The 25,619-nt window shown below is 70.3% G+C and carries 27 protein-coding genes and 1 pseudogene; 14 read left to right on the forward strand and 14 right to left on the reverse strand.

All coding sequences use genetic code 11. The features are described from left to right. Positions 1-91: 91 nt before the first annotated feature. Positions 92-700: a TetR/AcrR family transcriptional regulator gene (locus IH68_RS0120145; protein ID WP_030937125.1), complete on the forward strand. Its 609-nt coding sequence runs from the start codon at positions 92-94 to the stop codon at positions 698-700. Positions 701-728: 28 nt separating this feature from the next. On the opposite strand, the gene IH68_RS0120150 is transcribed toward IH68_RS0120145, so the two are convergent. Genes IH68_RS0120150 through IH68_RS0120165 form a run of 4 tightly spaced genes read right to left on the reverse strand, consistent with a single transcriptional unit; the run spans position 729 to position 4,637 of the window. Next, positions 729-1,994 carry an FAD-dependent oxidoreductase gene (locus IH68_RS0120150; protein ID WP_030937128.1) on the reverse strand — a complete coding sequence of 422 codons (1,266 nt, stop codon included), beginning with the start codon at positions 1,992-1,994 and terminating at the stop codon, positions 729-731. Between the two features lie 17 nt (positions 1,995-2,011). Then, positions 2,012-2,656 (reverse strand): maleylpyruvate isomerase family mycothiol-dependent enzyme, encoded by a 645-nt coding sequence (locus IH68_RS0120155; protein ID WP_107057503.1) that lies wholly within the window; start codon positions 2,654-2,656, stop codon positions 2,012-2,014. Then, positions 2,656-3,489: a fumarylacetoacetate hydrolase family protein gene (locus IH68_RS0120160; RefSeq protein ID WP_030937132.1), complete on the reverse strand. Its 834-nt coding sequence runs from the start codon at positions 3,487-3,489 to the stop codon at positions 2,656-2,658. Before IH68_RS0120160 ends, IH68_RS0120155 begins: the two co-directional genes overlap by 1 nt. Beyond that, positions 3,486-4,637: a cupin domain-containing protein gene (locus tag IH68_RS0120165; RefSeq protein WP_030937134.1), complete on the reverse strand. Its 1,152-nt coding sequence runs from the start codon at positions 4,635-4,637 to the stop codon at positions 3,486-3,488. Before IH68_RS0120165 ends, IH68_RS0120160 begins: the two co-directional genes overlap by 4 nt. Before the next feature lie 78 nt (positions 4,638-4,715). Between IH68_RS0120165 and IH68_RS0120170 the strand changes: the two genes are divergently transcribed. Further along, on the forward strand, positions 4,716-5,492 hold the full coding sequence (locus tag IH68_RS0120170) for an IclR family transcriptional regulator (protein WP_030937136.1): 777 nt from the start codon (positions 4,716-4,718) through the stop codon (positions 5,490-5,492). A gap of 52 nt (positions 5,493-5,544) precedes the next feature. On the opposite strand, the gene rox is transcribed toward IH68_RS0120170, so the two are convergent. Continuing rightward, a complete protein-coding gene (rox, locus tag IH68_RS0120175) occupies positions 5,545-6,975 on the reverse strand; it encodes a rifampin monooxygenase (protein ID WP_030937138.1) in 1,431 nt (476 codons plus the stop codon). 141 nt (positions 6,976-7,116) lie between these two features. Between rox and IH68_RS0120180 the strand changes: the two genes are divergently transcribed. Beyond that, positions 7,117-8,112, forward strand: coding sequence for a Gfo/Idh/MocA family protein (locus tag IH68_RS0120180; protein ID WP_030937140.1), 996 nt, complete (start codon positions 7,117-7,119; stop codon positions 8,110-8,112). Between the two features lies 1 nt (position 8,113). Here IH68_RS0120180 and IH68_RS0120185 read toward each other — a convergent pair whose 3' ends face one another. Beyond that, on the reverse strand, positions 8,114-8,728 hold the full coding sequence (locus IH68_RS0120185) for a dihydrofolate reductase family protein (RefSeq protein WP_030937142.1): 615 nt from the start codon (positions 8,726-8,728) through the stop codon (positions 8,114-8,116). Positions 8,729-8,859: 131 nt separating this feature from the next. On the opposite strand from IH68_RS0120185, the gene IH68_RS0120190 reads away from it, so the two are divergent. The 3 genes from IH68_RS0120190 to IH68_RS0120200 all read left to right on the forward strand — a co-directional run bounded on the left by IH68_RS0120190 (position 8,860) and on the right by IH68_RS0120200 (position 12,043). Further along, positions 8,860-9,816: a GlxA family transcriptional regulator gene (locus tag IH68_RS0120190; RefSeq protein WP_030937144.1), complete on the forward strand. Its 957-nt coding sequence runs from the start codon at positions 8,860-8,862 to the stop codon at positions 9,814-9,816. A 125-nt stretch (positions 9,817-9,941) separates the two neighbouring features. Then, positions 9,942-10,940, forward strand: coding sequence for a type I glyceraldehyde-3-phosphate dehydrogenase (gene gap, locus IH68_RS0120195; RefSeq protein WP_030937145.1), 999 nt, complete (start codon positions 9,942-9,944; stop codon positions 10,938-10,940). 143 nt (positions 10,941-11,083) lie between these two features. Continuing rightward, positions 11,084-12,043, forward strand: a complete 960-nt coding sequence (locus IH68_RS0120200; protein ID WP_030937147.1) for a hypothetical protein — start codon at positions 11,084-11,086, stop codon at positions 12,041-12,043. 22 nt (positions 12,044-12,065) lie between these two features. On the opposite strand, the gene IH68_RS0120205 is transcribed toward IH68_RS0120200, so the two are convergent. The 3 genes from IH68_RS0120205 to IH68_RS0120215 form a co-directional block, all read right to left on the reverse strand. Next, positions 12,066-12,887 carry an SAM-dependent methyltransferase gene (locus IH68_RS0120205; protein WP_030937149.1) on the reverse strand — a complete coding sequence of 274 codons (822 nt, stop codon included), beginning with the start codon at positions 12,885-12,887 and terminating at the stop codon, positions 12,066-12,068. Positions 12,888-13,020: 133 nt separating this feature from the next. Next, positions 13,021-14,253 (reverse strand): alpha/beta hydrolase family protein, encoded by a 1,233-nt coding sequence (locus IH68_RS0120210; RefSeq protein ID WP_030937151.1) that lies wholly within the window; start codon positions 14,251-14,253, stop codon positions 13,021-13,023. A gap of 118 nt (positions 14,254-14,371) precedes the next feature. Then, positions 14,372-15,145 (reverse strand): permease, encoded by a 774-nt coding sequence (locus IH68_RS0120215; RefSeq protein WP_234341443.1) that lies wholly within the window; start codon positions 15,143-15,145, stop codon positions 14,372-14,374. A 113-nt stretch (positions 15,146-15,258) separates the two neighbouring features. On the opposite strand from IH68_RS0120215, the gene IH68_RS0120220 reads away from it, so the two are divergent. Then, positions 15,259-15,882: a DUF1326 domain-containing protein gene (locus IH68_RS0120220; protein ID WP_030937155.1), complete on the forward strand. Its 624-nt coding sequence runs from the start codon at positions 15,259-15,261 to the stop codon at positions 15,880-15,882. Positions 15,883-15,940: 58 nt separating this feature from the next. After that, positions 15,941-16,243 (forward strand): nitrate/nitrite transporter NrtS, encoded by a 303-nt coding sequence (gene nrtS, locus IH68_RS49940; protein ID WP_078912533.1) that lies wholly within the window; start codon positions 15,941-15,943, stop codon positions 16,241-16,243. A 1-nt stretch (position 16,244) separates the two neighbouring features. On the opposite strand, the gene IH68_RS0120230 is transcribed toward nrtS, so the two are convergent. Then, a complete protein-coding gene (locus IH68_RS0120230) occupies positions 16,245-17,081 on the reverse strand; it encodes a DUF2182 domain-containing protein (protein WP_030937157.1) in 837 nt (278 codons plus the stop codon). 143 nt (positions 17,082-17,224) lie between these two features. On the opposite strand from IH68_RS0120230, the gene IH68_RS0120235 reads away from it, so the two are divergent. The 3 genes and pseudogenes from IH68_RS0120235 to IH68_RS55365 form a co-directional block, all read left to right on the forward strand. After that, on the forward strand, positions 17,225-17,896 hold the full coding sequence (locus IH68_RS0120235; RefSeq protein ID WP_030937159.1) for an enoyl-CoA hydratase-related protein: 672 nt from the start codon (positions 17,225-17,227) through the stop codon (positions 17,894-17,896). A 96-nt stretch (positions 17,897-17,992) separates the two neighbouring features. Continuing rightward, positions 17,993-18,634, forward strand: a complete 642-nt coding sequence (locus IH68_RS0120240; RefSeq protein ID WP_030937161.1) for a methyltransferase family protein — start codon at positions 17,993-17,995, stop codon at positions 18,632-18,634. A gap of 39 nt (positions 18,635-18,673) precedes the next feature. Continuing rightward, a pseudogene (locus IH68_RS55365) lies at positions 18,674-18,808 on the forward strand (aminoglycoside phosphotransferase family protein); the annotation flags it as partial. Positions 18,809-18,939: 131 nt separating this feature from the next. Here the strand turns inward: IH68_RS55365 and IH68_RS0120250 are convergent. Next, a complete protein-coding gene (locus IH68_RS0120250) occupies positions 18,940-19,863 on the reverse strand; it encodes an SDR family oxidoreductase (RefSeq protein WP_030937166.1) in 924 nt (307 codons plus the stop codon). Positions 19,864-19,948: 85 nt separating this feature from the next. On the opposite strand from IH68_RS0120250, the gene IH68_RS0120255 reads away from it, so the two are divergent. After that, positions 19,949-20,515 carry a TetR/AcrR family transcriptional regulator gene (locus IH68_RS0120255; RefSeq protein ID WP_030937168.1) on the forward strand — a complete coding sequence of 189 codons (567 nt, stop codon included), beginning with the start codon at positions 19,949-19,951 and terminating at the stop codon, positions 20,513-20,515. A gap of 20 nt (positions 20,516-20,535) precedes the next feature. Here IH68_RS0120255 and pstS read toward each other — a convergent pair whose 3' ends face one another. Next, complete coding sequence (pstS, locus tag IH68_RS0120260; RefSeq protein WP_030937170.1) at positions 20,536-21,681, reverse strand: phosphate ABC transporter substrate-binding protein PstS; 1,146 nt, start codon at positions 21,679-21,681, stop codon at positions 20,536-20,538. Between the two features lie 1,138 nt (positions 21,682-22,819). Between pstS and IH68_RS0120265 the strand changes: the two genes are divergently transcribed. Then, positions 22,820-23,047 (forward strand): hypothetical protein, encoded by a 228-nt coding sequence (locus IH68_RS0120265; RefSeq protein ID WP_030937174.1) that lies wholly within the window; start codon positions 22,820-22,822, stop codon positions 23,045-23,047. Positions 23,048-23,200: 153 nt separating this feature from the next. Here the strand turns inward: IH68_RS0120265 and IH68_RS0120270 are convergent, their stop codons facing one another. Together IH68_RS0120270 and IH68_RS0120275 are read right to left on the reverse strand one after the other, a co-directional pair. Further along, positions 23,201-23,803 (reverse strand): cadmium resistance transporter, encoded by a 603-nt coding sequence (locus IH68_RS0120270; protein WP_030937176.1) that lies wholly within the window; start codon positions 23,801-23,803, stop codon positions 23,201-23,203. A 30-nt stretch (positions 23,804-23,833) separates the two neighbouring features. Further along, complete coding sequence (locus IH68_RS0120275; RefSeq protein ID WP_030937178.1) at positions 23,834-24,424, reverse strand: TetR/AcrR family transcriptional regulator; 591 nt, start codon at positions 24,422-24,424, stop codon at positions 23,834-23,836. Positions 24,425-24,589: 165 nt separating this feature from the next. Here IH68_RS0120275 and IH68_RS0120280 point away from each other — a divergent pair, with 165 nt between their 5' ends. Beyond that, positions 24,590-25,609: an aldo/keto reductase gene (locus IH68_RS0120280; protein WP_030937180.1), complete on the forward strand. Its 1,020-nt coding sequence runs from the start codon at positions 24,590-24,592 to the stop codon at positions 25,607-25,609. Positions 25,610-25,619: the final 10 nt, after the last annotated feature.

Genomic DNA, 25,619 nt, shown 5'->3' on the forward strand with positions numbered 1-25,619 from the left:
GGCATGCGGTGGCGTCGAAGTACTATCCGAAGTGCTGACTCCGATTATACGGAGTGGCGACTCCGGACAGCGGCAGATGAGTGAAAGCGCGATGAGCACCCCAGGCAACCGAGAGACCGGCGGCAGACGGCCGCAGCGCGCCGACGCGCGAAGCAACCGCGAGCGGATCCTGAATGTCGCCGAAGAGGTCTTCGGCAAGGGCGGAGAGTCCGCGTCCACCGAGGAGGTGGCCCGCCTGGCCAACGTCGGAATCGCCACGGTGTTCCGTCACTTCCCCACCAAAGCGGCGCTCCTGGAAGCCGTACTGGTGCAGCGGTTCGACCGCCTGCGCGAGCAGGCCGAAACGCTGTTGCACGCCACGGACCCGGGTACCGCGTTCTTCGACTTCTTCCGCCACCTCGTCGCCGACGCGACCGGCAAGATCGCCATCACCGAGGCCCTGCTCGAGGTCGGCGGTGACCACGGCAGCGACGCCGCTCAGGCATCGGACGGACTGCGCCGAGCAGTCGGTGCCCTGCTGCAGCAGGCCCAGCGCGCCGGCGCCGTCCGGAACGACGTCGAACTGCCCGAGGTGTACGCCTTGCTCGTTGCCACCTCACGAGCCTCCGCACCCGCCCACGTCGAGGAAGAGGTACGAGACCGGATGCTGGCCATCGTCTTCGACGGCCTCGCCCCGCGCCGCACCTCGCGGCGCAGGTGAACGCGGGGCACGCTCCTGTCCCAGCCGTTCAGATCTCCACGGACTCCAGCGGGATCGTCGGGTACATCTCGGGTTCCTGGTCCGGGGTCAGCGCCGTGGGGCCGTAGATCCAGTCCATGAAGGAGTAGTCGTACGTGTCGCGCGAGCGCATCGCGGAGTTGCGCTGCTCCCGCTCGACCCCGACGTGATGCCACAGGTCGCCCCACGTGCGTGCGGTGAGGACCACCCGGCGGCAGTGCTCGGGGCGTACGGCCTCATACGCGGCGAGCGCCGTTTCCCAGTCGACTCCGGATCCGCCCGCGGACCGCTTCGCGCGCTGTGCGCCGACGTGCCGGGCCAGCACCCAGCCGTCCTCGATGGCCATCACCGCCCCCTGGGCCATGTACTGCAGCGGGGGATGGGCCGCGTCGCCGAGCAGGGCGACACGCCCGCTGACCCATGTCATCAGCGGGTCGCGGTCGAACATCCGCCACCGGCGGTCCCGCCACATCAAGGGCAGACCCTTCTGAACCTGCTCGCAGGTGCCCTCGAAGGCGCGGTCCAGCTCGTCCGGGGTGCCCCAGTCGTCCTCACCGGCCAGGGCCTTCGGCGACCGGAACACCGCGACCTGGTTGAACATCCGGCCGCCGCGCAGCGGGTACTGGACGAAGTGGCAGTGCGGTCCGACGTACAGGACGACGTCCTTCTCGTGCACCTCGTTCGCGTGCACCTGCGGGAAGGGGACCGCGCCGCTGTAGGAGACGTACGCCGAGTCGACGGGCTCGTCGTCGACGAGCAGGGTGCGGGCGACCGAGTGGAGGCCGTCCGCGGCGATGACGACCTCGGCCTCGTCGGTGCGGCCGTCGGCGAAGGTGACGCGAGCGCCGCCCTCGAAGTTCTCGTAGGACTCGCAGCGTGTACCGGTCACCAGATCCACGCCCGCCCGTTCGCAGCCGCGCAGCAGAACACCGTGCAGGTCGCTGCGGTGGATGACCATGTACGGGAAGCCGTAGCGGCGTTCCATGTCCCTCAGGTCGACCCGGGTCAGCTCGGCGGCATCGAGGGCGTCCTTCATGATCATGTGCTCGGGCAGGACCCCGAGCTGGACGGCCTCGTGCAGGAGCCCGTACTCGTCCAGGATCCGGGTGCAGTTGGGCGCGATCTGGAGGCCCGCGCCGACCTCGCCGAACTCGGCGGCCTGTTCGTAGAGGCGGACCCGCAGTCCCTGGCGGGTGAGGGCGAGGGCGGCGGAGAGGCCGCCGATTCCGCCGCCGATGACCAGGACGTCGGGGCGGTGAACGTGCGTGGTGTTCATGTCTTGCTCCGGCGTGGTCACAGCCACGGACTCAGGGGTTGGGCGGGGGAACCCTCCGGGGTCGTCACACCGGTGTACGGGCGGCCCGCCAGGTAGGCGGTCAGGTCGGCGTCGCTGCCCCGGACCGTGGGGACGGCGTCGCTGCCGCGCTTGGCGACGATGTCGTGGCGCAGTTCGGCGCGGAACTCCTCTGGCAGGTCGGCGAATTGGATGCCGGTGCCGAGGTCGACGGCATGCACCATGACCTCCCTGCTGCGCATCCACGGGACCTCACTCGCCGGCACGGTCCGCCCCTGGGCGGTCAGCACCTCCGCCCGCCACTGCTCCTCCGTCAACTCGGCCATGGCGTACGACAGCAGCTGCGCCGACTCCTCGAACCAGGCGGTCAGCCACCTGGCAGGCAGGTCTGCCCCGGACTCGATGTCGGCCAGGCGCTGCTCGGGCGAGTCGTACATCGGGGTGGGCTCACCCGTGCGGGCCCAGTGCATGAGGTTGCGCAGGGCACGGGCATTGGCGGCCACGTGGGCCACGACGTGCTTGCGGGTCCAGCCGGGCAGCAGCGAGGGCGCGCCGTACGCGGCCTCGTCGAGGTCGGCCACCGCCTTCCCGAACCGTGCGGTGCCCTCGGCCACCCACGCCAGCGTGGTGTGCAGGGTTCGCATCACGCACCCTCGGAGACGACGCGGTTCACGAGGCGGCCCACGCCCTCGATCTCGGTGACGACGGTGTCGCCCTCGTGCAGGAAGACCTGTGGTCTGCGGGCGTGGCCGACGCCGCCGGGGGTGCCGGTGGCGATGATGTCGCCGGGGTTGAGCCGGATCATCGTGGACACGTAGCGGACCAGGTCGACCGGGTCGAAGAGCAGGTCGCCGGTGTTGTCCTGCTGCATGACCTGCCCGTTGACCTCGCAGCGGATGTCGAGCGCGGGGCGCGGGCCGCCGACCTCGTCGGTGGTGACCAGGAAGGGGCCGACCGGTGTCGTGGAGTCCCAGTTCTTGCCCTGCAGCCACTCGCGGGTGCGGAACTGCCAGTCGCGGCAGGTGACGTCGTTGAGCACGGTGAACCCGGCGATCGCCGCCTCGGCCTCACTCTCGCTCGCGCGCCGGACCTGGCGGCCGACGACCACGGCGAGTTCGGCCTCCCAGTCGAACTGCTCGGTCTCCACCGGACGCCGCACGTTGTCGCGCGCGCCGACCAGCGTGTCCGCGAACTTGCAGAACAGCGTGGGGTATTCGGGCAGGTCCCGGCCCATCTCCTTGATGTGCTTCTGGTAGTTGAGGCCGACGCAGACCACCTTGGTGGGGCGGGGGACGAGCGGCGCGAACCCGGCGTCGGCGCCCGCGTACCGCTGACCGTCGGCCGCCGCCGCGGCGTCGAGACCGCCGGGCGATGCCAGGACGGCACCGACGTCCGGCAGACCGAGATCGACGAGGCTGTCGCCCTCGACGCGAACCGCCGTGGTGCGGTCCCCGAGACGGATGGTGGCGAGCTTCACGCGTTCTCCTCGATGTGGGTGCGGAACAGGTTGAGCTTGGTGAACAGGGGGGCGTCGCTGAACTGGAACAGGTCGAGCGCGCCGGAGTCCGAGTCGGACGGCGACGCCTCGGACCGGATCGACAGGGGCTGCCACGACGGGACGACGAACAGGTCGCCGCGGGTGACCGACCAGGAGAAGTCACCCACGCTGACGCGGCCGGAGCCGTCGAAGACCTGGTAGACCGACGAACCCGTCTCCCGCCGCGGCGCGGTCTCCACGCCGCTGACGATCCGGTGGAACTGTGCGCGGATGGTCGGCAGCACATCGCCCGCGGTGGTCGGGTTGGTGTAGCGCACCAGCGCATGGCCGGGGCCGACGGTGCCGGGGTGGCCCGCGCGCTCCAGCTCCAGCTGGTCGGTCAGTGCGGCGTCGGTGTCCGCCCAGCGGTAGCACAGCAGGGGAGTGCCCTCCTGGCGGCCGAGCTGCGAGACCGGCGCCAGCCCCGGGTGCCCCCACAGCCGCTGTGAGCGCGAGCGGTCGGGTGTCGTGTGCTCCTGCGCGGACAGCTCGTCCCGGCCGAAGTCGAAGAACTGCGCCTCGATGTCGTACTGGAAGGGAATGTCCAGGCCGTCGATCCACGCCATGGGCCGGTCGGCCGAGTTGTGGTGGGCGTGCCAGTTCATGCCGGCCTGCGGCAGGAAGTCACCGCGTCGCATCGGCACAGGGTCGCGCTCCACCACCGTCCACACGCCCTCGCCCTCCACCACGAACCGGAAGGCGTTCTGGGTGTGCCGGTGCTCGGGCGCGTCCTCGCCAGGCATCAGGTACTGGATGGCCGCCCACAGCGTCGGGGTGGCGTACGGCCGGCCGCCCAGGCTGGGGTTGGCCAGCGCGATCGCGCGCCGCTCGCCGCCGCGGCCGACCGGCACCAGGTCACCGGAGCGGCCGGCCAGATCGAGCAGCGTCTGCCACTCCCACAGGTGGGGCTGCGCCTTCGACCTGGGGTGTGCGGGCATCAGGTCGCCGATCCGGGTCCACAGGGGCACCAGGAGGGCCTTCTCGAAGCCCCGGTAGAGCTCCTCCAGCTCGGGAGTGACCGGCGGCTGGTCCGGCCTGTCCTCGGCGGTGAGCGAGACGGGGGAGACGACGTCGTCTTGGGCGGTCATGCCCTCACCGTGCTCCGCACCACGCCGATCGGAACAGTAGATTCTGTCCTGCGGAACAGACAGGAAGAGGCGACGGTCATGGCCAAGTCGATGAAGAACCCGCCGGCGTACGGCGTGACCAGCGTGGACCATGCGCTGCAGCTGGCGGTGATTCTGCAGGTCGAGGGCCCCATCACGGTCTCCGAGGCGGCCCGGCGGCTCGGCATCGCCCGCTCCAGCGCCCACCGTCTGCTGTCGACGCTCGTCTACCGCGACTTCGCGGTGCAGAACGAGGACCGCAGCTACCGCGCCGGACCCGTCCTCGAGATCGCCGCCAAGGCCCAGTCGAATGTGGGCGCCCTCCGCTCCGCTGCCCTGGGCCCGCTGCGGGCTCTGGTCGACACCCTCGACGAGACCGCCAACGTCAGCATCCGCACCGGCCGCACCGTCCGCTTCATCGCCTCCGTCGAGTGCACGCAGGCCCTGCGGGTCGGCAACCGCGAGGGCATGGTCTTCCCCGCGCACCAGGTCACCGGGGGCCTGATCATGCTCGCCGCGCTCGCCGACGACGAACTGACCGCGCTGTACGCGCACGCCCCCACCGACGGGACCGAGGAGCTCCCCGACCTGGCAGAACTGCGCGCCGAACTCAGAGCCGTCCGCAGCAGCGGCGTCGCCGTCAACCTCGAACGCTCCGAGCTGGGGCTCGTCGCCATCGGGCGCGGAGTGACCGATTCGACCGGTGCCACGATCGCGGCCGTGTCCGTGTCCATGCCGAGCGTGCGGTACTCGGCGGACCGGGTGAAGGAGATCGTGTCGGCTCTGACCGTGGCGGCGGAAAGGATCTCGGCCGGGATGGACCAGGAGGGGCGGTAGCCCTCGCCTGCCTCGGGGCGGAATGGCAGCCTTCCCCCGGCGGCGGCCGCGCTCACCTCACGGCCGCACCGAACCACTTGGGCAGCCGGTCGAGCAGATCCCGCTGATCGTCACCGGCCCACGCCACATGACCGTCCGGCCGCAGCAGGACCGCGGGCACCTCCAGCTCCTCGCTGACGTCGACGACATGATCGACCCGGTCCGCCCACCCCGTCACCGACAGCCGGCCGGTCTGGTCGAGCAGCAGCCCGCGGCCGCCGTGCATCAGCTCGTAGAGGCGCCCCCGCCTCAACTGCACGTCCCGCATGCGCCGGCCGAGCAGTTCGTGGCCCTCGCTGAAGTCGTAGCGGATCCCGATCGCGGTGATCTTCTCGATCAGGTACCGGTTCACCTCCTCGAAGTCCATCAGCTGCGACACCAGCCGGCGCACCGCCTGCGGGCCGGGCTCCGTGGACATCAGCTCCATCTGCGCACGGGTGTTGTCCAACACGTCGGCGGCCACCGGATGGCGTTCGTCGTGGTAGCTGTCCAGCAGGCCGTCCGGTGCCCAGCCGCCCACCTCGGCGGCCAGTTTCCAGCCGAGGTTGAACGCGTCCTGGATGCCGAGGTTGAGACCCTGGCCGCCGGTCGGCGGATGGATGTGCGCCGCGTCGCCCGACAGCAGTCCCCGGCCCACCCGGTAGCGCTCGGCCTGCCGGGTGGCGTCACCGAAGCGGGACAGCCGGCGCGGTGAGTGAACCCCGAAGTCGGTGCCGGCCACCGCCCGCAGGCGTTGCCTGAACTCCTCGAAGGTCGGCGGGACCGTGCGGTCCGCGGCCAACCCCTCGGCGGGCACGACGACGCGGAACACTCCCTCCCCGAAGGGCCCGACGCCGAACCGCTTCTGTGTTCTGCGGACTTCGGCCACCACGGCGGCCACCTCATCCGCCGGCGCGGCCACCTCCATCTCACCCAGCAGCGTCTCGACCCTGCTGGGCTCGCCGGGGAAGCCGACGCCGAGCAGGTTCCGCACCGTGCTGCGGCCGCCGTCGCAGCCGACGAGGTAACGCGAACGCAGCCGGGTGCCGTCGGCCAGTTCGGCAGTCACCCCGTCCTCGTCCTGACTCAGCCCGACCAGCTCGCAGCCGCGCCGGATCTCGGCGCCGAGCTCGATGGCGTGCTCTGCCAGCAGACGATCGGTGGTGGGCTGCGGGATGCCGAGGACGTAGGCATGCGCGGAGTCCAGCCGCTCGGGCCAGGGCTTGCCGACGGCGGCGAAGAAGCCGCCGACCTTGTCGTGGCGCCGGCCCTGCGCGAGGAACCGCTCCAGCAGACCGCGCTGGTCCATCACCTCGATGCTGCGCACATGCAGACCGAGCGCGCGCACGTACGTGGTCGGCTCCGCCTCCTTCTCCAGCACGACCACGTGTACGCCGTGCAGACGCAACTCGGCTGCCAGCATCAAGCCGGTCGGCCCGCCACCCGCAATGATCACGTCGATCATGAACCCCCCATTCAACAAGCGGCGTGGCGGTGGGGCGGTGAGGCAGGCCTCCCGCCGGATTCGCCAAGTGACCACAGGGCAGCCCCGTACTGACGTACAACGGCAACCACATACTCACGCACCACGGAAGGGCCCGAGCCCATGACAGGAACACGCCCCGTCCGCTGGGGTGTCCTCGCCACCGGCGGCATCGCCCACACCTTTGCCGAGGATCTGCGTCTGATCCCCGACGACGCCGAACTCGTTGCCGTCGGCTCCCGCAGCGCCGACGCCGCCCACAGATTCGCCGACCGGCACGGAATAGCCCGGGCCCACGGCAGCTGGCAGGACCTGGCCATGGATCCCGAAGTGGACGTCGTGTACGTCGCCACCCCGCACTCGGCCCATCGCGCGGCGGCCGCGCTCTGCCTGGAGGCCGGGATGGCGGTGCTGTGCGAGAAGCCGCTCACCCTCAACCTCGCCCAGGCGCAGGACCTGGTGACGATCGCCCGCAAGCAGAACGTCTTCCTGATGGAGGCGATGTGGACCTACGTCAACCCCGCCGTGCTGCGGATGCAGGAGCTGATCGCCGACGGCGCCATCGGTGAACTCCGCTCCGTCCACGCCGACTTCAGCATCGCCCTGCCCTACGACGCCGCACACCGCCTGCACGACCCGGCCCAGGGCGGCGGCGCCGTGCTCGACCTCGGCGTCTACCCCGTCTCCTTCGCCCAACTGCTGCTGGGCGCCCCCGACGCCGTCTCGGCCTGGGCGCACCTCAACCCGCAAGGAGTCGACGACAACACCGGCATCCTGCTCGGCTACGACAGCGGAGCCGTCGCGGTGCTCTCCTGCTCCCTGGGCACCCAGACGGCACAGCACGCCTCGGTCAACGGCACCCTCGGCCGCATCGAGTTCGCCCGCGACTTCTTCCACGCAGGCGGCTTCGTCCTGCACCGCCAGGGCCACGAGGCCGAGGAGATCCGCCTGCCGGAATCCCCGGGCAACGGCTACACCCATGAGGCACTGGAGGTGGCCCGCTGCCTGCGCGCCGGACTCACCGAGTCGCCGTACGTCCCGCTGGACGGCACGCTCGCTGTCATGGCGACCCTGGACGCCGTACGCGCGAGCATCGGAGTCCGCTACCCGGGCGAGTAAGTCATCTCACCATGCGGTACTTCAGGTGGGTGGCGAGGGGCGTGTCGACCACGCGGACCGGCTCGACCTTGCACCGCAGGGCGCCGAGCCCCTCGAAGAGCCGCAGCCCGGCGCCGAGGAGCGCGGGCACGACGTGTAGCTGCAGCTCGTCGATGAGCCCCTCTCCGAGGTACTGCTGCACCGTGCTCGCCCCGCCCGCGATGTCGACATTCCTGTCGCCGGCGGCGGCCTTCGCCCGGTCGAGGGCACTGTGGATGCCGTCGGTGACGAAGGTGAAGGTGGTGCCGCCCTCCTTCACCAGGGTCGGCCGGGGGCGGTGGGTGAGCACGAAGACCGGGGTCCGGAACGGCGGGTTGTCCCCCCAGAACTCCTCACCCGTGTCGTACATCATCCGGCCCATGACCACCGCTCCGGTGACGTCGAACCACTCGCGCATCAGCTCGGAGTCGAGGTTCTCCTCCCCGCCGGTCATGCCCTGGCGCTGCCGCCAGCTCGCCAGGTTGTGGATCCACTCGAAAAGCGGCTCGGCGCCGTCGCCTCCCGGGTTGTCGACGGCGACGCCGGTGCCGGCGATGAAGCCGTCGAGAGAGATGGCCATGTCTGCGGTTACGGTCATGAGGGGGTGCTCCTGGAGTGCTGGGAGGTGTTGCCGTCACCCCCACGTCGATCGGGGAGCGGCGCATTCGACATTTCCCCGGTCGGTGCAGATGATCAGGCCCGCCTCGCACCCCTCGTACGCTGTTCCCTGTGCCCACCCCCCGCCTCCACCGCGTCGCCGTGCTGGTCCTCGAAGGCGCGAAGCCGCTTGATGTCGGCATTCCCGCGCAGGTGTTCACGACCCGCGCGAGCATGCCGTACGAGGTACGGGTGTGCGGGGCGGCACCCGGCCTTGTGACCGGCGGCGACGGGCTGGCGTACCACGTCGCCGACGGGCTCGACGCGCTCGCCTGGGCAGACATCGTGTTCGTGCCGGGCTACCGGTTCCCCGACCGTGAGGACCCGCCGCCGGCCGTCGTCGACGCGCTGATCGCCGCCCACGAGCGGGGCGCGCGCCTCGCCGCCATCTCCACGGGCGCCTTTGCGCTCGCCGCCACCGGCCTGCTCGACGGCAGGCGCGCCACGACGCACTGGCACTACACGCGGGCCCTCGCGGAGAAGCATCCGCTGGTCCAGGTCGACGAGAACGTCCTGTTCGTCGACGAGGGCAGCGTGCTCACCTCGGCCGGCGCCGCTTCCGGCATCGACCTGTGCCTGCACATCCTGCGCGGCGACCTGGGCGTGGCCGCCTCCAACCACGCTGCCCGGCGCCTGGTCGCGGCTCCCTACCGCAGCGGAGGCCAGGCGCAGTACGTGCCGCGCAGCGTGCCCGAACCGCTCGGCGAGCGCTTCGCCGCCACCCGCGAGTGGGCCCTGCACCGGCTCGACGAACCCCTCAGCCTCGACACCCTCGCGCAGCACGCCGCGGTCTCACCCCGCACCTTCTCGCGGCGCTTCGTCGAGGACACCGGATACACGCCGATGCAATGGGTCATGCGCGCCCGCATCGACCTCGCCCGTGAGCTGCTCGAACGGTCGGAGCGCAGCGTCGAGCAGATCGCCAATGACGTGGGCCTGGGCACCGGCGCCAATCTGCGCATGCACTTCCAGCGCATCCTCGGGACCACGCCGAGCGAGTACCGGCGTACCTTCACCCGCGGCGAGTAGCCGCCTCATCGGCGACCTGGCGCGATCCTTTCGAACCATGGCGCTCACGCCACGGCCGCCCGCGGACCCCGCACGCGAGGCTGGTGGGGAACCCAGACGAGCCGCAGAGACACCAAGGGGTATTCATGACTCGCGTCGCCATCAACGGATTCGGCCGCATCGGACGCAATGTGCTGCGCGCCCTGCTGGAACGCGACAGCACCATCGAGATCGTCGCCGTCAACGACCTCACCGAGCCCGCCACCCTCGCCCGGCTCCTCGCCTACGACTCCACGGCCGGCCGGCTCGGCCGCCCGGTGACCGTCGACGGCGACACCCTCGTCGTCGACGGCCGGCGCATCAAGGTCCTCGCCGAACGCGACCCGGCGCAGCTGCCCTGGGCCGAACTCGGCGTCGACGTCGCCCTGGAGTCCACCGGCCGCTTCACCTCGGCGAAGGCCGCCCGCGCCCACCTCGACGCGGGCGCGAGGAAGGTCCTCGTCAGCGCACCCTCGGACGGCGCCGACGTCACCCTCGCCTACGGGGTCAACACCGACGCGTACGACCCGGAACTGCACACCATCGTCTCGAACGCCTCCTGCACGACCAACGCGCTCGCCCCGCTCGCCGCGGTCCTCGACGAACTCGCCGGCATCGAGCACGGCTTCATGACCACGGTGCACGCCTACACGCAGGAGCAGAACCTCCAGGACGGCCCGCACCGCGACGCCCGCCGCGCCCGCGCCGCCGGCATCAACATCGTGCCCACCACGACGGGCGCCGCCAAGGCGATCGGCCTCGTGCTGCCCGGCCTCGACGGCAAGCTGTCGGGCGACTCGATTCGCGTACCCGTTCCGGTGGGCTCGATCGTCGAACTGAACACCACGGTGGCCCGCGACGTGACCCGGGAAGACGTGCTGGCGGCCTACCGTGCCGCGGCCGAGGGCCCGTTGGCCGGCGTCCTCGAGTACTCGGACGACCCGCTTGTGTCGTCCGACATCACCGGCAACCCGGCCTCCTCCATCTTCGACTCGGCCCTCACCCGCGTCGACGGCCGCCACATCAAGGTGGTCGCCTGGTACGACAACGAGTGGGGCTTCTCCAACCGGGTGATCGACACCCTGGAGCTCCTCGCCGCCGGCTGACCGGCGCCCGCCGCCCTCGCTTCGGCCGTGGTGAGGGCGGCCGGCCGCGCCGGGACCGTATGCGGCACCTGTGATGCGGCTGTGACCCGGAACTGTGGCCTCCACCACGGTCTGCCGTCCTCGGCCCCTGATGAGCTGGCCCAATGCGCGCAGCCGCCCCGCTCTTACTGCTCCTGGCCTCGGCCCTCATCCTCGCCGGGTGCGGGCAGCCGTCCGGCTCGCCGACGCCCGAGGCCCGCCCCACCTCGTCGAACGACCCGCGGTTCCTGCCGCTGGCCGCCTACGACCTGTCCGACGACGGACACACCGTCGGTACGGCCCGCTGGACGCTCGCCAAGCAGTGCATGGTCCGCCTCGGGTTCGACGACCTGAAGAACCTCGACATCGACCCCCTGCCCGCCTGGCCCCAACGCCCGGCGGGCACAGGCGTGTTCACGGCCGTCGCGTACGTCGACGACGACCTCCGCTACGGCATCCAGGACCCCCGGCAGGCCGCGCGCTACGGCTATCAGGCGGCGCGGGCCGCATACGAGCGCCGCAACCCGCAGAAGAAGTGGACCCTCTCCCAATTCCTGGCGCTGACCGGCGAGTTCTTCGGCGCAGATCCGAAGTCCGTGCACGGCCACCGCATCCCGCGCCGCGGCTGTCTCGGCGAGGCGGATCGCGCGATCTACGGCAGTAGCCCGCAGGACCGCAGGAACCCGGTCCTGGAACTGAAGTCCAAGAGCCTCCAGCAGGGCATGAAGGACCCCGTCTGGAAGAAGGCGGACAAGGCGTGGTCGTCATGCATGCGCAAAGCGGGCTACCACTACGCCACTCCCAGGGACGCCGAGATCGGCGAGGACCGTCAGCGGGAGGAGCTGGAGGCACGGCTGTCCGCGCCGCCTCGAGACCCCGACGCACCCTCGGCCTCGGAGAAGCAGACGGCGACGGCCGACGCCCGCTGCAAGCAGCACACCGGCTACGTCCGCACCGTGCACGCCGTCGACGTACGCATCCAGAACCAGCTCATCGCCAACAACCGGGCGAAGCTGGAGAAGCAGCGCCGCTGGAACCGCGACGCCGTCCGCAAGGCCCACGACATCCTTGAGGGCCGGTCGTGAAGACCGGTCCTCAAGGGCAGCCTCAGGGCTTCCGCGCCACCCCGCAGAACTGCGTCACGTCGACGATCTCGCCGACCTCGGGCTGCTGCGCACGCCAGCGCGAGCACGACACCACGCCCGGTTCCAGCAGCTCCAGACCGTCGAAGAAGCGCAGCAGCTGCTCGCGGCTGCGGAGTTTCATCGGCGCCGAGCCCTGCTCGTTCCAGCTGGCCACCGCCGCCGTCATGGCCTCGGTGTGGACCTCGGCGGTGGGATGGGCGAGCGCCAGATAGCTGCCGGAGGGCAGGGCGGCCACGAGCCGGTCGACGATCTCGTACGCCTGCTCGTCGTCGCTCACGAACTGCATGATGCCCAGCAGCATGAGTGCCACCGGCTGCTTGAAGTCCAGTGTCCGGGCGGCGCCTTCGAGGATCGGGCCCGGTTCGTGGACGTCGCCGTCCAGATAGTCCGTGACGCCCTCGGGGCTGCTGGTGAGCAGGGCCTGGGCATGCACCAGGACCAGCGGGTCGTTGTCGACGTAGACGATCCGGGTCGCGGGGGCCAGCCGCTGGGCGACCTCGTGCGTGTTGTCCGCGGTGGGCAGGCCGGTGCCGAGGTCGAGGAACTGGCGGACGCCCGCCTCGCCGACCAGATGGCGCACCGCGCGGCCCAGGAACGCCCGGTCGGCCCGCGCGGAGTCGACGATCTCCGGGAAGTACTCCAGGACTTGGTCGCCCATGGCGCGGTCGGGGGCGTAGTTGTCCTTGCCGCCCAGCCAGTAGTTCCACACCCGTGCCGAATGCGGGGTGGTCAGATCCAGCCGCGCCAGCACGGCCTCACGGTCGGCGGCCGGTTCCTCGGTCATGACACGCTCCTCGTCCTGGACCGGCGGCCCCCCTCGACCACCGCCCCCTTGCGCCTGTGGGCAAGCGACAACGTAGCGGGCGGTATCAGTTCAGGCCACCGATTCCCCGATCTTGACAGCCGCCGCTCAGCTCTCAGAAGTACCGTGCTTCCGGATGGCAGCCGGACGCCCCGTCCCACAGAGCGTCGTCGTCCCGGCCGCGCAGCCAGCGGTCGAAGAAGGCGGCGACGTAGGCCCGTTGGGCGGTGATCGCGAGCCGCGGGGCGATGGTGCCGATGTTCTCGACGACGGTCTTGCGGGGCAGGCCGAGCCGCCGGGCGATCTGCGGAACCATCGCTTCGGCGTCGGTGTACGTGGCGTGTTGCGCGCCCCGCAGGCTCAGGCCCCGGTGCCATCCGGGGCTGTTGCGCCACAGAGCCTGCCAGGACGGCACCGTGCCGAGGTCGTTGCCATCCTTGCCGATCAGCAGGAAGGGGCGGTCGAGGCCGTCGGCGGCAACGGAGGACAGGTTGCCGGGGGCGCTGTCGTCCTGGACGTACGCGAGTACCCCGTCCAGGTTGGCCGCTGCTGCGATGCGCGGGTCGTCGTGCATGGTCTGCAGGGCGGTGAAGCCTCCTGCCGACTGGCCGAACATGCCGATGCGGCCGAAGTCCAGCCTGCCGCACAGGACTTGGGGCAGCGCGCTCGGCAGTGCGTCGAGGAGGAAGCGGGCGTCGGCCACGCGTACTGCCATGGTTTTCCGCAACAGGGCGGTGATGCGCTGCTGGTCCGGGTACGCCTTGGCGAACTCCGCGGGGAGGACGGAGCGTTCGACGCGGCCGCCGGGGAACTCGACGGCCGAGGCGTCGTAGGTGTGATCGAGGGTCACCACGGCATAGCCCCGGGAGGCAAGGTCGTCGCAGAGAGTGGTGCCCAGGGAGCGCGGGTCCCCGGCACCGGGGGAGTAGCAGAGCACCGGGAGCGGACCACCGTGAGCGACCGGGGCACCTTCGTGAGCGTGCGTGCGGGTGGCCGCCCAGTCGACCCGGCTGCTCGGCACATCGGTGAAGCTGTTCAGGGCGGCGAACCCGGAGGCCTCGCCGGGAAGCATCTGGGGTGCGGCCGGACAGCCGCCGACGGTCCGGGCCGGATAGCGGATGCCGACCATGAGCTCCCGGTACGGCTGCGACGCGACCCAGGGATCGGCCCGCGAGGCATCGACGAGGCGCAGCGCGACCGTCCCCACGGGATATGGGCCGCTGGGCGCGGGCAACGTCAGTCGCACCAGCCCGGCCGGGCGCGGCTCGCCGGCCGCCGCTCGTGCCGGGACGGCGGACACGGCGAGTGCTGCAATGGCCGACAGCATGGTGGCGCGACGGGTCTGCATGCCTGAACTCCCTTGTCTGTACGGGTGAAAGGACCACGTACAGCCTTGTGGAGCGACCGGGTCGCGAACCATGCGGCAGGCCGGTCGATGCGCATGGGGGTTATCCCACAGACGCTTCTCACGTCTCATGCGGGGTGTGCGCGTGCCCGTGCCCGTGCTCTGTTTCCCCGGCGCCGGGTGAGCCGCCCATCATCCGCAGCATGGCCGGGCCGCCGGTGCGCCAGAACCGTAGGAGCAGAGCCGCCGCCAGCAGCAGGAAGACGAGGACGACGTATCCGGCGACGGCCATCGCGGCGAAGAAGGTGCCGAGGAGGAAAACGGCCGTGCGGGCGCCGTAGTGCTTCCGGTAGATGTTCAGGATGGGGAGGATCGGCAGGCCGGCGTAGATGAAGGCGATCACCCCGCCGAAGCTGATGCCGCCCTTCCACAGCACCACGGCCGGCGGCACCTTGCCGATCGAGCAGACGAAAGTGGCGATGGCCACCAGCGTCCCGACCAGGGGGCCGATCAGTTTGGCGGCGAGCGGATGGTCCGCCAGGACGAACGTGCGCCAGAAGTCTTCCGGCACCCAGGCCGCGATCGCCCCCGCGATCAGCAGCCCCGCCACCAGGTCCCGCACGATCGCCGCCCACTCCATGACGAAGATGTGCGACACGGAGCTGAAGCCGTCCCGGGAGAACAGACGCCGGACGAAGCCGCCCTCGGCCCGTACCAACATGTCCATGGCCGCGTGGCCTTCCATCGACCCCGCGATCCCGCGCTCGGCCTGCTCCCGCGTGGCGATCTCGAACGCCATCGCCGCCGTGAAGTTCGCGCCCTTGCGGAACAGCGAACGGGCCAGAGCCGCGGCCGCATACGAGCAGGACGACGAGGCCGCCCCGAAGCCGGACAAGAATTGAATCGCCGTGATGTGCCGGAACGACGTTTACAGGGTGATTTGTCAGGTTTAGCGTAAAAGTAAAGGACGACGCTCGCCGCCATCATCATCGGAAAAGGGGAGCACTCATGTCGTGGACGATATCCGGCACCTATGTGGCCGGTTGCTCTTGTGCGGTGTTGTGCAGCTGTCCCTACGACGGCCAGCCGCGGGATGCCGAGGGGCGCACCGAATGCCGGGGCACCGCCGTGTTCCATGTGGCAGACGGGAATCTGGACGATCTCGACCTGTCCGACGTGGACTTCGCGTTCTACAACCTCTTCCCGTCCAATCTGTCCTCCGGCAACTGGAAGGTCGGACTGGTCGTCGACGCCTCGGCCAGTGATGAGCAGGCCGAGGCCCTGGAGCGCATCCTCTCCGGCCGGGAAGGCGGACCGTTCGGCCAGCTGTCGCAGTTCTACGGCGAGTACCTGGGCATGGAGCGGGCGGCCGTCTCCCTCGGGGAAGGAGACAGGCCCGGCCTCACGGTCGAGGGCCGGACGGAACTCTCCTACGAGCCGCTCACCGGGCCCGACGGCAGCTCGACGAAGATCAGGAACGCCATGTTCGGGTTCGCGCCGGAATTCGAGGTGGGCAGGACCAGCGGCCGTTCCGACGCCTTCGGGATGAGCTACGAGGCGTCGTACGGCGAGACCGCCGACTACGTCTTCACCAGCGAGGAGACCGAGGAGACCGCCCACGGCCGCATCTGAGCGAAACGACGGGTCCGAACCGGGCGGCGGGACCGAGCGGGCCGGCCACGAGACACCCATGAGCGCCGGCCACGAGACACCTAGGAGCGCCGGCGAGGCACCACGTCTGCTTGCGACCGTGTTCTCGGCGGCCTCGCTGTCGAGGTGCGTACCGATCGCCCTCCTTGTGGGCACCCTGCTCTCCCTGGTCAACCAGGGGGCGGTGATTGCGTCCGGCGACGCCACCGCCGCGACCTGGCTGCGGGTGCTGTTCAACTACCTGGTGCCGTTCTGCGTGTCCAGCGCGGGCTTCTTCAGCTGCCGGCGGGCCGCCTGGCGGACCGTACGGCCTTCGAGGGCCAGGTCTTCGTGGACCCGGTGAGTTACATGCCGCCCATCGACGGCATCGACCCCTGCAGCCCCGGCAGCAGCCAGTCCTGGAACGGGGCGAGCACGGCCAGCACGAGGAAGGCGACCCCCACGGCCCGCGCGAGCAGCGGGCCCCGGGACCAGAGCTTCTCGACGAAGATCACCACCGCCAGCCCGGCCATCGCCGCCACGTTCATCACCCCGAGCGGGATCAGGACGACCATCAGCCCCGCGCAGCAGCCGACACAGTAGGCGCCGTGATGGACGCCCACCCGAAGATCTCGGGCCGGCCGGCGGAAACCGGCGTAGTGCACCAGATGGCTCAGGGGGTCTCGGCAGTGCCGCAGACAGACGTACTTGAGGGGCCCGAGCTGATACAGGCCCGCGAGCAGGAAGGCCACCGAGCCGATCCAGCGTCCGGCGGTCGGATGGTCGTCCACCAGACGGCCGGTGAGGGCCAGAGCCGCGTAGGCGAGCAGCCCGAACGCCGTCCACACCAGCAGATATCCGCCCACGAACTCGACCGTGCGCGCGGTCCGCGTCCAGCCGGAGGACTGCCGGCCGATGCCCCGCACCCAGGTGATGGCCACCGGCGCCATGGACGGCAGCATCATGGCCGCCATCATCGTCACCCACAGCAGCAGGAACAGCGGCAGCGCCATCCCCATGGTGCCGGGCTCGACCCCCATGTCCCGGGCCTGCCCGATGGTCAGCGCCCAGGCGGGCACCGCGATCAGGACGACCAGAAGCCAGGCGACCGCCAGATCCCGCGTCGGCAGCAGGCCTCCGCCCGTTCCGGTCGGCGCGGGTGACCGGGCGGATGCGAGGGTGGAAGTCCGGATATGACGCATCGGCGTGCTCTCCTACAGACACTTCCAGGAGAGCACGCCACTGTCGGGGGCGCCAGCGCCCGTTGTACCGGCTCTTGCAGGTTCTACGGCGCACCACATAAGTTACCTGTCGGTAGTAAAGGTGAGTGCCCGAGGGAGCCGCCATGCCCGTACTCGACCGCCAGGACGATGTCTACGTCCTCGATCTCGGAGACGGCGAGAACCGTTTCCACCCCGACTGGATCTCCGCCGTCGAGGCCGCCCTGGACGAGGTGGAGAAGGCGGAGGGGCCTCGCGCGCTGGTGACCACCGCGACGGGCAAGTTCTACTCCAACGGGCTCGACCTGGACTGGCTGTTCGCGCACGCCGACCAGCACATGGACTACGTCGTCTCCGTGCACGCCCTCTTCGCGCGGCTGCTGTCCCTGCCGGTGGTCACCGTGGCCGCGCTGCAGGGGCACACCTTCGCCGCCGGAGCCATGTTCTCGCTGGCCCACGACTTCCGTGTGATGCGCGCCGACCGCGGCTTCTGGTGCCTGCCCGAGGCCGACATCGACATCCCCTTCACGCCCGGCATGTCCGCCCTCATCCAGTCCCGCCTGGCGCCGCGGACCGCCCACGAGGCCATGGTCACCGCCCGCCGCTACGGCGGCCACGACGCCCTGGCCGCGGGCATCGTCGACCACGCCGTCGACGAGGACGCCGTACGGACGACGGCTCTCGGTCTCGCGCAGCCCCTGGCCGCCAAGGCGGGCGACACCCTCGCCACCATCAGGACCCGTATGTACGCACCCGCCCTCGCCGCCCTGCGCGACACGGACGACCCCCTGGGCTGACCGCACGGGCTCAGCCGCCTCAGTCCGCGGGTGGAGACCTCTCCATCGACCCGTGGGTGGTGGTGATCCACTGGGTGCGCGGAGCAGGCTTGAGGCATGGGTCCACTCCACTCGGCACTCGTCGCTCTCACCGGTGTCTGCGTCTTGGTCTTTGTCGTGGCCTGGATCGGCGGCGCCGTCTACTTCGGCGTGAAGAGCCAGGCCGGCCTGCGCGGCTGGGCGCATGGACTTCGACGCACGTTGCCTCGCCGGCTTCTGCTGACAGCCGGCGCCCTTGCCCTGTCCACGCTGGTCCGTCACTCGCGGGGCTTCTGGCGCCATCTGCAGTTCTGGCAGCCCGAACTCGCCCTCCTGGGCGGTCTGCTCGCCGTCGCCTCCACCGTGTTGCTGCTGTGGGCCCGCTGGGTCCTGGGCACGATGTGGGCCAGCGTCCCGATGGTCCAGGAGCACCACGAACTGCGCACCGACGGCCCCTATCGGCTGGTCCGCCACCCCATCTACACCGGCCTGCTCGGCCTGATCACCGGCTCCATGCTCGCCTGCGGCTTCGGCGTCTGGATCGCCTTGACGGTGGTCGCCACACCCTGGCTGCTGCGCCGGGTCCGGATCGAGGACGGCCTGATGGCCGGCCAGTTCGGCCCGTCCTACGACACCTACCGCGCTCGCGTCCCCGCACTGATCCCTTGGACGCGGCCCGCTCCTGTGGGGCTCCGCCGGGCCGGCAGCGAGCAGCATTAGCGGGTCGTACGAGTGCGCATCGGCGATGACGGCACGGTTCTGCAGATCCGCCTGCACGACGCCCACGAGTCGTTGGCGGCCGACGGACTGAACGAGGGCCGGCTCGCCCTCTACATGCCGGCCCAGCGGCTCTCGCTGACGGCGGGGCCGCTGCGGCTCCTCGACGGTGACTTCGCCCGGCTGCCGAGCGTGCAGACCTGGTCCCTGGCCGTGTCCCACGGCGACGGCGACGGGCACGTCGACGTGGCGGCTCGCAGGGATCCTCCTCCGCGTGGCACTCGTCGGCCGCAGGTACGGCCGCTCGGTCAGGACGTGGTGGCAGGGGCCTGGAAATAGTGGCCCTTGTCGAGGTCATCGAGGAGACCGGGGCCGGTGGGCTGCCAGTCCAGCAGTTCGCGGGTCAGGGCGCTGGACGCCGGGCCGTCGAGTGCCAGGAAGTGACCCAGCCAGGCGAAGTGCTCCGCCGCGGCCTCGGGTGCCACGGAGGCCACCGGCACATCCAGGTGACGACCGATCACCTCGGCGATGTCGCGGATCGGGACGCCTTCCTCCGCGACGCCGTGCAGCACCGCGCCCGCGGGGGCCTTTTCCACCGCCAGACGGAACAGCCGTGCGGCGTCGAGGCGGTGGACGGCCGGCCAGCGGTTGGCGCCGTCGCCGATGTAGCCGGAGACTCCCTTGTCCCGGGCGATGGCGACGAGGGTCGCCATGAACCCGTTGTCTCCTTCGCCATGGCAGGTCGGAGACAGCCGCACCACGGATGAGCGCACTCCGCGTGAGGCAAGCGCAAGCATCGCCGTGGCGGTGGCCGAGCGGATGGACACCGGCGAGCCGTCGACCGCGGGCATGTCCCGCTCGCTCGACACCTGCCCCGGCTTCAGGCCGACCAGCCCGGAGGCGAGGACGAAGGGACGGCCGGTGCCGGCCAGCGCCTCGCCGAGGGTCTCGACGGCGCGTCGGTCGGCCTCGGCGGCGCCCTGGAAATTGCCGGTGAAGGCGAGGTCGTGCTTGAAGGCGAGGTGGACCACCCCGTCCGACGTGGCAGCGGCGCCGGCGAGGACGTCGAGGTCGTCGACGGTGCCGCGGACCACGTCCGCACCGGCGGTGGTGAGTGCGGCGGCAGAGGCGTCGGAGCGGGCGAGTCCGACGACCCGGTGCCCGGCGTCCATGAGTTCGGGAACGAGGGCGGAGCCGATCCAGCCGGACGCGCCGGTCACGAAGATGCGCATGGGAGAGCCCCAAACTGTCGATGTCAGTGACTGTCATCGACGCTAACACGGGATGTCAGTGGCTGTCATCACGTAGGATCTGCTCATGGGTAGATGGGAGCCGAACGCGCGCGAACGCCTGGCGAGAGCGGCGCTGGAGCTCTACAGCGAGCGCGGCTACGAACAAACCACGGTGGCGGAGATCGCCCAACGGGCCGGCCTCACCGAGCGGACCTTCTTCCGGCACTACGCCGACAAGCGCGAGGTGCTGTTCGGCGGCTCAAGTGCGCTGCAGGAGCTGTTCGTCAATGCGGTCGCCGAGGCTCCGCCGTCCGCCGCCCCGATCGACGCGGTCGCGGCGGGCCTCGAGGCGGTCTCCGCCGTCTTCGTCGGCCGCCACGGACACTCCCGGCGGCGACACGCCGTCATCGTGGCGAACGCGGTACTCCAGGAGCGCGAGCTGATCAAGCTCGCCTCGCTGTCGGCTGCGCTCGCCGACGCCCTGCGCCGACGCGGCGTGCCGGAACCGGCCGCAAGCCTGACTGCCGAGGCGGGGGTCGCCGTCTTCAAGATCGGCTTCGAGCGCTGGGTCGGGGCGGCCGAGGAACGCACGATGGCGCAGTTGATGCGGGAGTCATTGGACGAGCTCAAGGCCGTGACCGCGGGCGGCTGAAGCCTCGTGGTCCCGTCGGGTCAGGACAGGCTGTTGATCTTGCTGCGGACCTGGTTCACGATGGCGGCCGGGAGCGTCGCGTAACCCTGGAAGCTCAGGTCCTGCTGGCCCTTCACGCCGGCGATGTACGTCAGGAACGCCTTGGTGGCGGGCCATGTGGCCGGCTTGTTGCCCTTGTCGCAGACGATCTCGTACGTGACCATGTCGATCGGATACGCGCCCGGGGTCTTGGTCGCGTAGTCGAGCTTGAGCACGAGGTCGTCACCGGTACCGACGATTTTGGCAGTGGAGATCGCCTTGGAGGCCGTGAAGACACTGGCGTCGACGGGAGTGGTGGCGCCGGTGTCGATCGCGACCGTGGGAATGCCTCGGGCGATCGCGTACGACAGCTCGACGTAGCCGATCGCATCCGTGGTCTTCTTCACCTGGTCGACGAGGCCCGAGGAACCCTTGGCCGACTGGCCGCCCTTGGCCTTCCAGTCCTTGCTGTGCCCGTGGGGCCAGGCGCTCGGCGCGGCGGCGCTGAGATAGGAGGTGAAGTTGTCCGTCGTGCCGGAGGAATCGGATCGGTGGGACGCCCGGATCGACGTCGACGGCAGCTTGGCGCCGGGGTTGAGTTTCGCGATCGCCGGATCGTTCCACTTCGTGATCCGGGAGTCGAAGATCTTGGCGAGCGTGGAGGCGTCCAGGACCAACTTCCTGAGTCCCGGGACGTTGTAGCCGATGGCGATCGGGCCGCCGACCATCGGCAGGTGGACTGCCCGGCCGCTGTTGGAGCAGACGCTCTTGGACTGGGTGATCTGGGCGTCGCTCAGTGCGGAGTCGGAACCCGCGAAGGCGGTTCTGCCCTCCAGGAAATCGGTCTGGCCGGCACCGGAGCCGTTGCCCTCGTAGCTGATCCGAGTGCCGGGGCAGGCTCGCATGTAGTTCTTGATCCAGAACTTCATCGCGAACTCCTGCGCAGTCGAGCCGGAACCCGACACATGGGCCGCCTTGCCGCACTTGACCCCGCTTGCGGCCGTGGTGGTCGGCGCGGCGGCCGTGGACGATCCGCCGGACGGCCCGGAGCTGTCGCTCGAGCCGCAGGCCGTCAGGAGCAGGGCGCCGGAGACAACCGCCGAGCCGGCCGCCAGGGCGCGCAGCCTGCTCTTCCGTAGAGGCTTCACTCTTCGGTGCTCCTTGCTTGTGGGCGGCCGGGGTCGGTGCGGCGGAGGGGTTGATGACCGTGGATCAGTTGGCGGTCACGGCCCGAACCTTCGAGGAACTATACGCAGCAAAGCGGACATTTTCGGTGATTATCTCTTCGGGCTGGAGCTGTTTGTGGGCGCGGTGTACGCCTCCACGGTGCGCGCGTGGCGGCGGCCGCCAGGCTTCTGAACCTGCCCGGCTCATGGAACCGTCCCGGCCCGGATTCTCGCCGCCGCTCGGGCCAACTGGCCTCCCGCGCTACACCATCCGGTGGCTTATCGCCGTCAGAGCGTTAATCATGTCTCCGATTTTCTGATCATTCCACTATCCGGGTCTTGGTACTGACCGGCCGTCACGAAGCCCCGAACCGAGTCGAGGAGAGTGGAGAAGATGACGAAATCGCCGCGATGGCGATCCGTTCTGGCGCCAGCTGTCATGGCTGCCGCGCTTGGCGCTGCCGCGCTGTCGAGCGCGGGAACCGCCTACGCCCAGGACCTCACCACCCCGAACCCGCCTTCCCCGGCGCCCCCCGCTCATCCGGAACATCCGGGGAAGCCTGGTTATCCGGCTCAGCCCGGGAAGCCTGCGTATCCGGAGAAGCCTGGCCATCCGGCTCAGCCGGTGAAGCCTGCGTATCCGGCTCAGCCGGTGAAGCCTGGCCATCCGGCTCAGCCGGTGAAGCCTGCGTATCCGGCTCAGCCGGTGAAGCCTGGGTATCCGGCTCAGCCGGTGAAGCCTGGGTATCCGGCTCAGCCGGTGAAGCCTGGGTATCCGGCCCATCCGGTGAAGCCTGGGTATCCGGCTCAGCCGGTGAAGCCTGGCTATCCCGCTCAGCCGGTGAAGCCTGCGTATCCGGCTCAGCCCGCGAAGCCTGCTTATCCTCAGCAGCCGGTGAAGCCTGCCTATCCCGCTCAGCCCGTAAAACCTGCGTATCCGGCTCAGCCGGTGAAGCCTGCGTATCCGGCTCAGCCGGTGAAGCCTGCGTATCCGGCTCAGCCGGTGAAGCCTGCGTCTCCGGAGAAGCCTGCTTACCCGGCTCAGCCGGTGAAGCCTGCGTCTCCGGAGAAGCCTGCTTACCCGGCTCAACCGGTCAAGCCCGCGTACCCTGAGCAGCCGGTGAAGCCTGCGTCTCCGGAGAAGCCTGCCTATCCGGAGCACCCGACGAAGCCCGCCTCTCCGGAGCAGCCGGTCAAGCCTGCCTATCCGGAGCACCCGACGAAGCCCGCCGCGGAGTACGGGCGGCTCGCCCCGCTCGCGAACACCTGTGAAAACGACGAGGAGTGGCTGATCCCGGGTGGTGCGGCCGTCAGACGTGGTGTGGGCGCCGCACGGTCGCCGGCGTGACGGTGATGAGTCCTCGCCCTCGACACGACAGCCGGTGTGGGGGGAACCGGAGGGGCGTTGCGCGGAGCCTGACTGGCCCTCGGGGGGATGTCGTAGATCGGCTGTTGTGCCGGGCCCGGAGTACCCGGGCCCGGCACACCGTCCAGCTGGGGGTCACAAGCCGAATGCGCCGCCCTCGACGAGAATGAGCAGCCCGAGGGTGATCAGGACCAACGGGAGCAGGACGTGCCCCCACCGGCTGAGCGCCTTGGCGATGGCCGGCCGGGTGGCGAAGAAGCGGCCCGCGAAGCACCACAGCCCCACCAGTGCCAGGAAGACGACGGCATACACGCTCATCCCGCCCAGGCCGGCGGTGGCGAACACGGGGACGTAGACGCCGATGTTGTCGCCGCCGTTGGCGAAGGTGACAGCGGCGACCTCCAGCGCTCTCGGCCCGCCCTCGGCCCTCTCCTGCGCGTCGTCCTCGTCCTTGTCGTCGCGGTGCTGCCACGCGTGCCAGGCCGACTTCAGGCCGAGTGCGAGGGGGAGCAGTCCGAGATACGGGATGGCCGGCTCGGGCAGGAAGGCGGCGCCGAACGCCGCGGCGACGGCTACGGCGAGGATGGCGGCGAAGCCGACGTACTGGCCGAGCGTGATCCGGCGGGCGGAACCACGGTGGCCCGCGCCCTGCGCGAAGAACAGCGACAGCAGCAGGATGTCGTCGATGTTGGTGACGGCGAACAGCCCGGCCGCCTGCCCGACGATCCCCAGGTTCACCGATGAACACCCCTCACGCTCGGTACGCGGTCAGTTCGGTCGGCGCAGCCCTGCGATGAGGAGTTCGACCAGCCGGCGCGCATCGTAGCGGGGGTCGCTCTCCGCGCCGATGCAGAGGTTGCCGACGCCGCGCATGAGCTCGTAGGCCTTGAGGTCGGACCGGATCTCGCCGGAGGTGGCGGCCGCGTCGAGCAGTTGGGTGCACACGGGCACGAGGCGGTCGAGGAAGTAGGCGTGCAGTGTCTCGAAGCCGGCGTTGTCGGACTGCAGTACGGCAGCGAGTCCGTGCTTGGTGACCAGGAAGTCGACGAACCGGTCGATCCACTGCCCCAGTGCGGCGTAGGGGGTCGGGCTGCTCCCCAGCAGGGCCGGGCCGGCCTCGGCGCAGGCCTCGACCTGGTGCCGGTAGACGGCAACGATCAGGTCGGCTCTCGTCGGGAAGTGGCGGTAGATCGTGCCCATCCCGACACCGGCCCTGGCCGCGATGTCGCGGACCGGCGCTTCCACGCCCGAGGTGACGAAGACCGCGGCGGCCGCATCGAGCAGGGTCTGCTCGTTGCGCCGGGCGTCCGTCCGCTTGGGCCGGGCTGCGCGTCCTGCGTCCTTGCCGCTGTCGCTCACCGTGCCGTTCCCTCCACCATTGGGGCTTGCTGAAACGGAGCAGCGTTCCGTATCGTAATCGGAGCGACGTTCCGCTTTGCGCATGATGCCAGAGCCGGAGCCCCGCGACCAAGTCATGCCTGGTCGCAACGCACCGCCACCCACCCGCAATGGAGGAACACGGTCATGCAGTACCGCACCTTGGGCCGCACCGGTGTGCAGGTCAGCTCGCTCGCGCTCGGCGCGATGAACTTCGGCAGGATCGGGCGCAGCACCCAGGACGAGGCCACGGCCATCGTCGATGCCGCGCTCGAAGCCGGGATCAACCTCATCGACACCGCCGACGTGTACAGCGACGGCGAATCGGAGGAGATGGTCGGCAAAGCCATCGCGGGCCGCCGCGACGACATCGTGCTGGCCACGAAGGCGGGCCTGCCCATGGGTGACGAGCGCAACCACCGGGGCAGTTCGCGCCGGTGGCTGGTCACCGCGCTGGACGAGAGCCTGCGCCGTCTCGGCGTCGACCACGTCGATCTCTACCAGATCCACCGGTGGGACCCGAGCACCGGAGACGAGGAGACGCTGTCGGCCATGACCGACCTGCAACGCGCGGGAAAAATCCGCTACTTCGGGTCCTCCACCTTCCCCGCACACCGCATCGTGCAGGCCCAGTGGGCCGCGCGCGAGCATCACCTGGGCCGTTACGTCACCGAACAGCCCAGCTACTCGATCCTGCAGCGCGGGATCGAGACGCACATCCTGCCGGTGACCGAGGAGTACGGGCTCGGAGTGCTGGTGTGGAGCCCGCTGGCCTCGGGCTGGCTGTCGGGCGCCGTCCGCTCAGGCCGCCCCATCACCACCAGCCGCTCGACATTCATGCCGGAGCGCTTCGACACCGGCCTGCCCGGGAACAGGGCCAGGCTCGACGCCGTCGAACAGCTGGCCGAGCTCGCCGACGAGGCCGGACTGACGATGATCCAGCTCGCGCTCGGATTCGTGACCGCGCACCGGGCCGTGACCAGCGCGCTCATCGGCCCCCGGACGCCGGAGCACCTGCACTCCCAGCTCGCCGCCGCCGACACCGTGCTGCCGGCCGACGTGCTCGACGCGATCGACACGATCGTGGCCCCCGGCACCGACCTGGCCCCGCACGAGAAGTACGACACCCCGCCCGCCCTGCTCGACCCGTCACTGCGCCGCCGCTGACCGTCCGAGG

Source organism: Streptomyces sp. NRRL S-646, from assembly GCF_000720765.1.
In the GTDB taxonomy this organism is placed as follows: domain Bacteria; phylum Actinomycetota; class Actinomycetes; order Streptomycetales; family Streptomycetaceae; genus Streptomyces.

Bases quoted from the DNA above. Each gene is read 5' to 3' on its own strand.
- IH68_RS0120145 (WP_030937125.1), top strand. From the start codon at position 92: ATGAGCACCCCAGGCAACCGAGAGACCGGCGGCAGACGGCCGCAGCGC.
- IH68_RS0120150 (WP_030937128.1), bottom strand. From the start codon at position 1,994: ATGAACACCACGCACGTTCACCGCCCCGACGTCCTGGTCATCGGCGGC.
- IH68_RS0120155 (WP_107057503.1), bottom strand. From the start codon at position 2,656: ATGCGAACCCTGCACACCACGCTGGCGTGGGTGGCCGAGGGCACCGCA.
- IH68_RS0120165 (WP_030937134.1), bottom strand. From the start codon at position 4,637: ATGACCGCCCAAGACGACGTCGTCTCCCCCGTCTCGCTCACCGCCGAG.
- IH68_RS0120170 (WP_030937136.1), top strand. From the start codon at position 4,716: ATGGCCAAGTCGATGAAGAACCCGCCGGCGTACGGCGTGACCAGCGTG.
- rox (WP_030937138.1), bottom strand. From the start codon at position 6,975: ATGATCGACGTGATCATTGCGGGTGGCGGGCCGACCGGCTTGATGCTG.
- IH68_RS0120180 (WP_030937140.1), top strand. From the start codon at position 7,117: ATGACAGGAACACGCCCCGTCCGCTGGGGTGTCCTCGCCACCGGCGGC.
- IH68_RS0120185 (WP_030937142.1), bottom strand. From the start codon at position 8,728: ATGACCGTAACCGCAGACATGGCCATCTCTCTCGACGGCTTCATCGCC.
- gap (WP_030937145.1), top strand. From the start codon at position 9,942: ATGACTCGCGTCGCCATCAACGGATTCGGCCGCATCGGACGCAATGTG.
- IH68_RS0120200 (WP_030937147.1), top strand. From the start codon at position 11,084: ATGCGCGCAGCCGCCCCGCTCTTACTGCTCCTGGCCTCGGCCCTCATC.
- IH68_RS0120205 (WP_030937149.1), bottom strand. From the start codon at position 12,887: ATGACCGAGGAACCGGCCGCCGACCGTGAGGCCGTGCTGGCGCGGCTG.
- IH68_RS0120210 (WP_030937151.1), bottom strand. From the start codon at position 14,253: ATGCAGACCCGTCGCGCCACCATGCTGTCGGCCATTGCAGCACTCGCC.
- IH68_RS0120220 (WP_030937155.1), top strand. From the start codon at position 15,259: ATGTCGTGGACGATATCCGGCACCTATGTGGCCGGTTGCTCTTGTGCG.
- nrtS (WP_078912533.1), top strand. From the start codon at position 15,941: ATGAGCGCCGGCCACGAGACACCTAGGAGCGCCGGCGAGGCACCACGT.
- IH68_RS0120230 (WP_030937157.1), bottom strand. From the start codon at position 17,081: ATGCGTCATATCCGGACTTCCACCCTCGCATCCGCCCGGTCACCCGCG.
- IH68_RS0120235 (WP_030937159.1), top strand. From the start codon at position 17,225: ATGCCCGTACTCGACCGCCAGGACGATGTCTACGTCCTCGATCTCGGA.
- IH68_RS0120240 (WP_030937161.1), top strand. From the start codon at position 17,993: ATGGGTCCACTCCACTCGGCACTCGTCGCTCTCACCGGTGTCTGCGTC.
- IH68_RS0120250 (WP_030937166.1), bottom strand. From the start codon at position 19,863: ATGCGCATCTTCGTGACCGGCGCGTCCGGCTGGATCGGCTCCGCCCTC.
- IH68_RS0120255 (WP_030937168.1), top strand. From the start codon at position 19,949: ATGGGTAGATGGGAGCCGAACGCGCGCGAACGCCTGGCGAGAGCGGCG.
- IH68_RS0120280 (WP_030937180.1), top strand. From the start codon at position 24,590: ATGCAGTACCGCACCTTGGGCCGCACCGGTGTGCAGGTCAGCTCGCTC.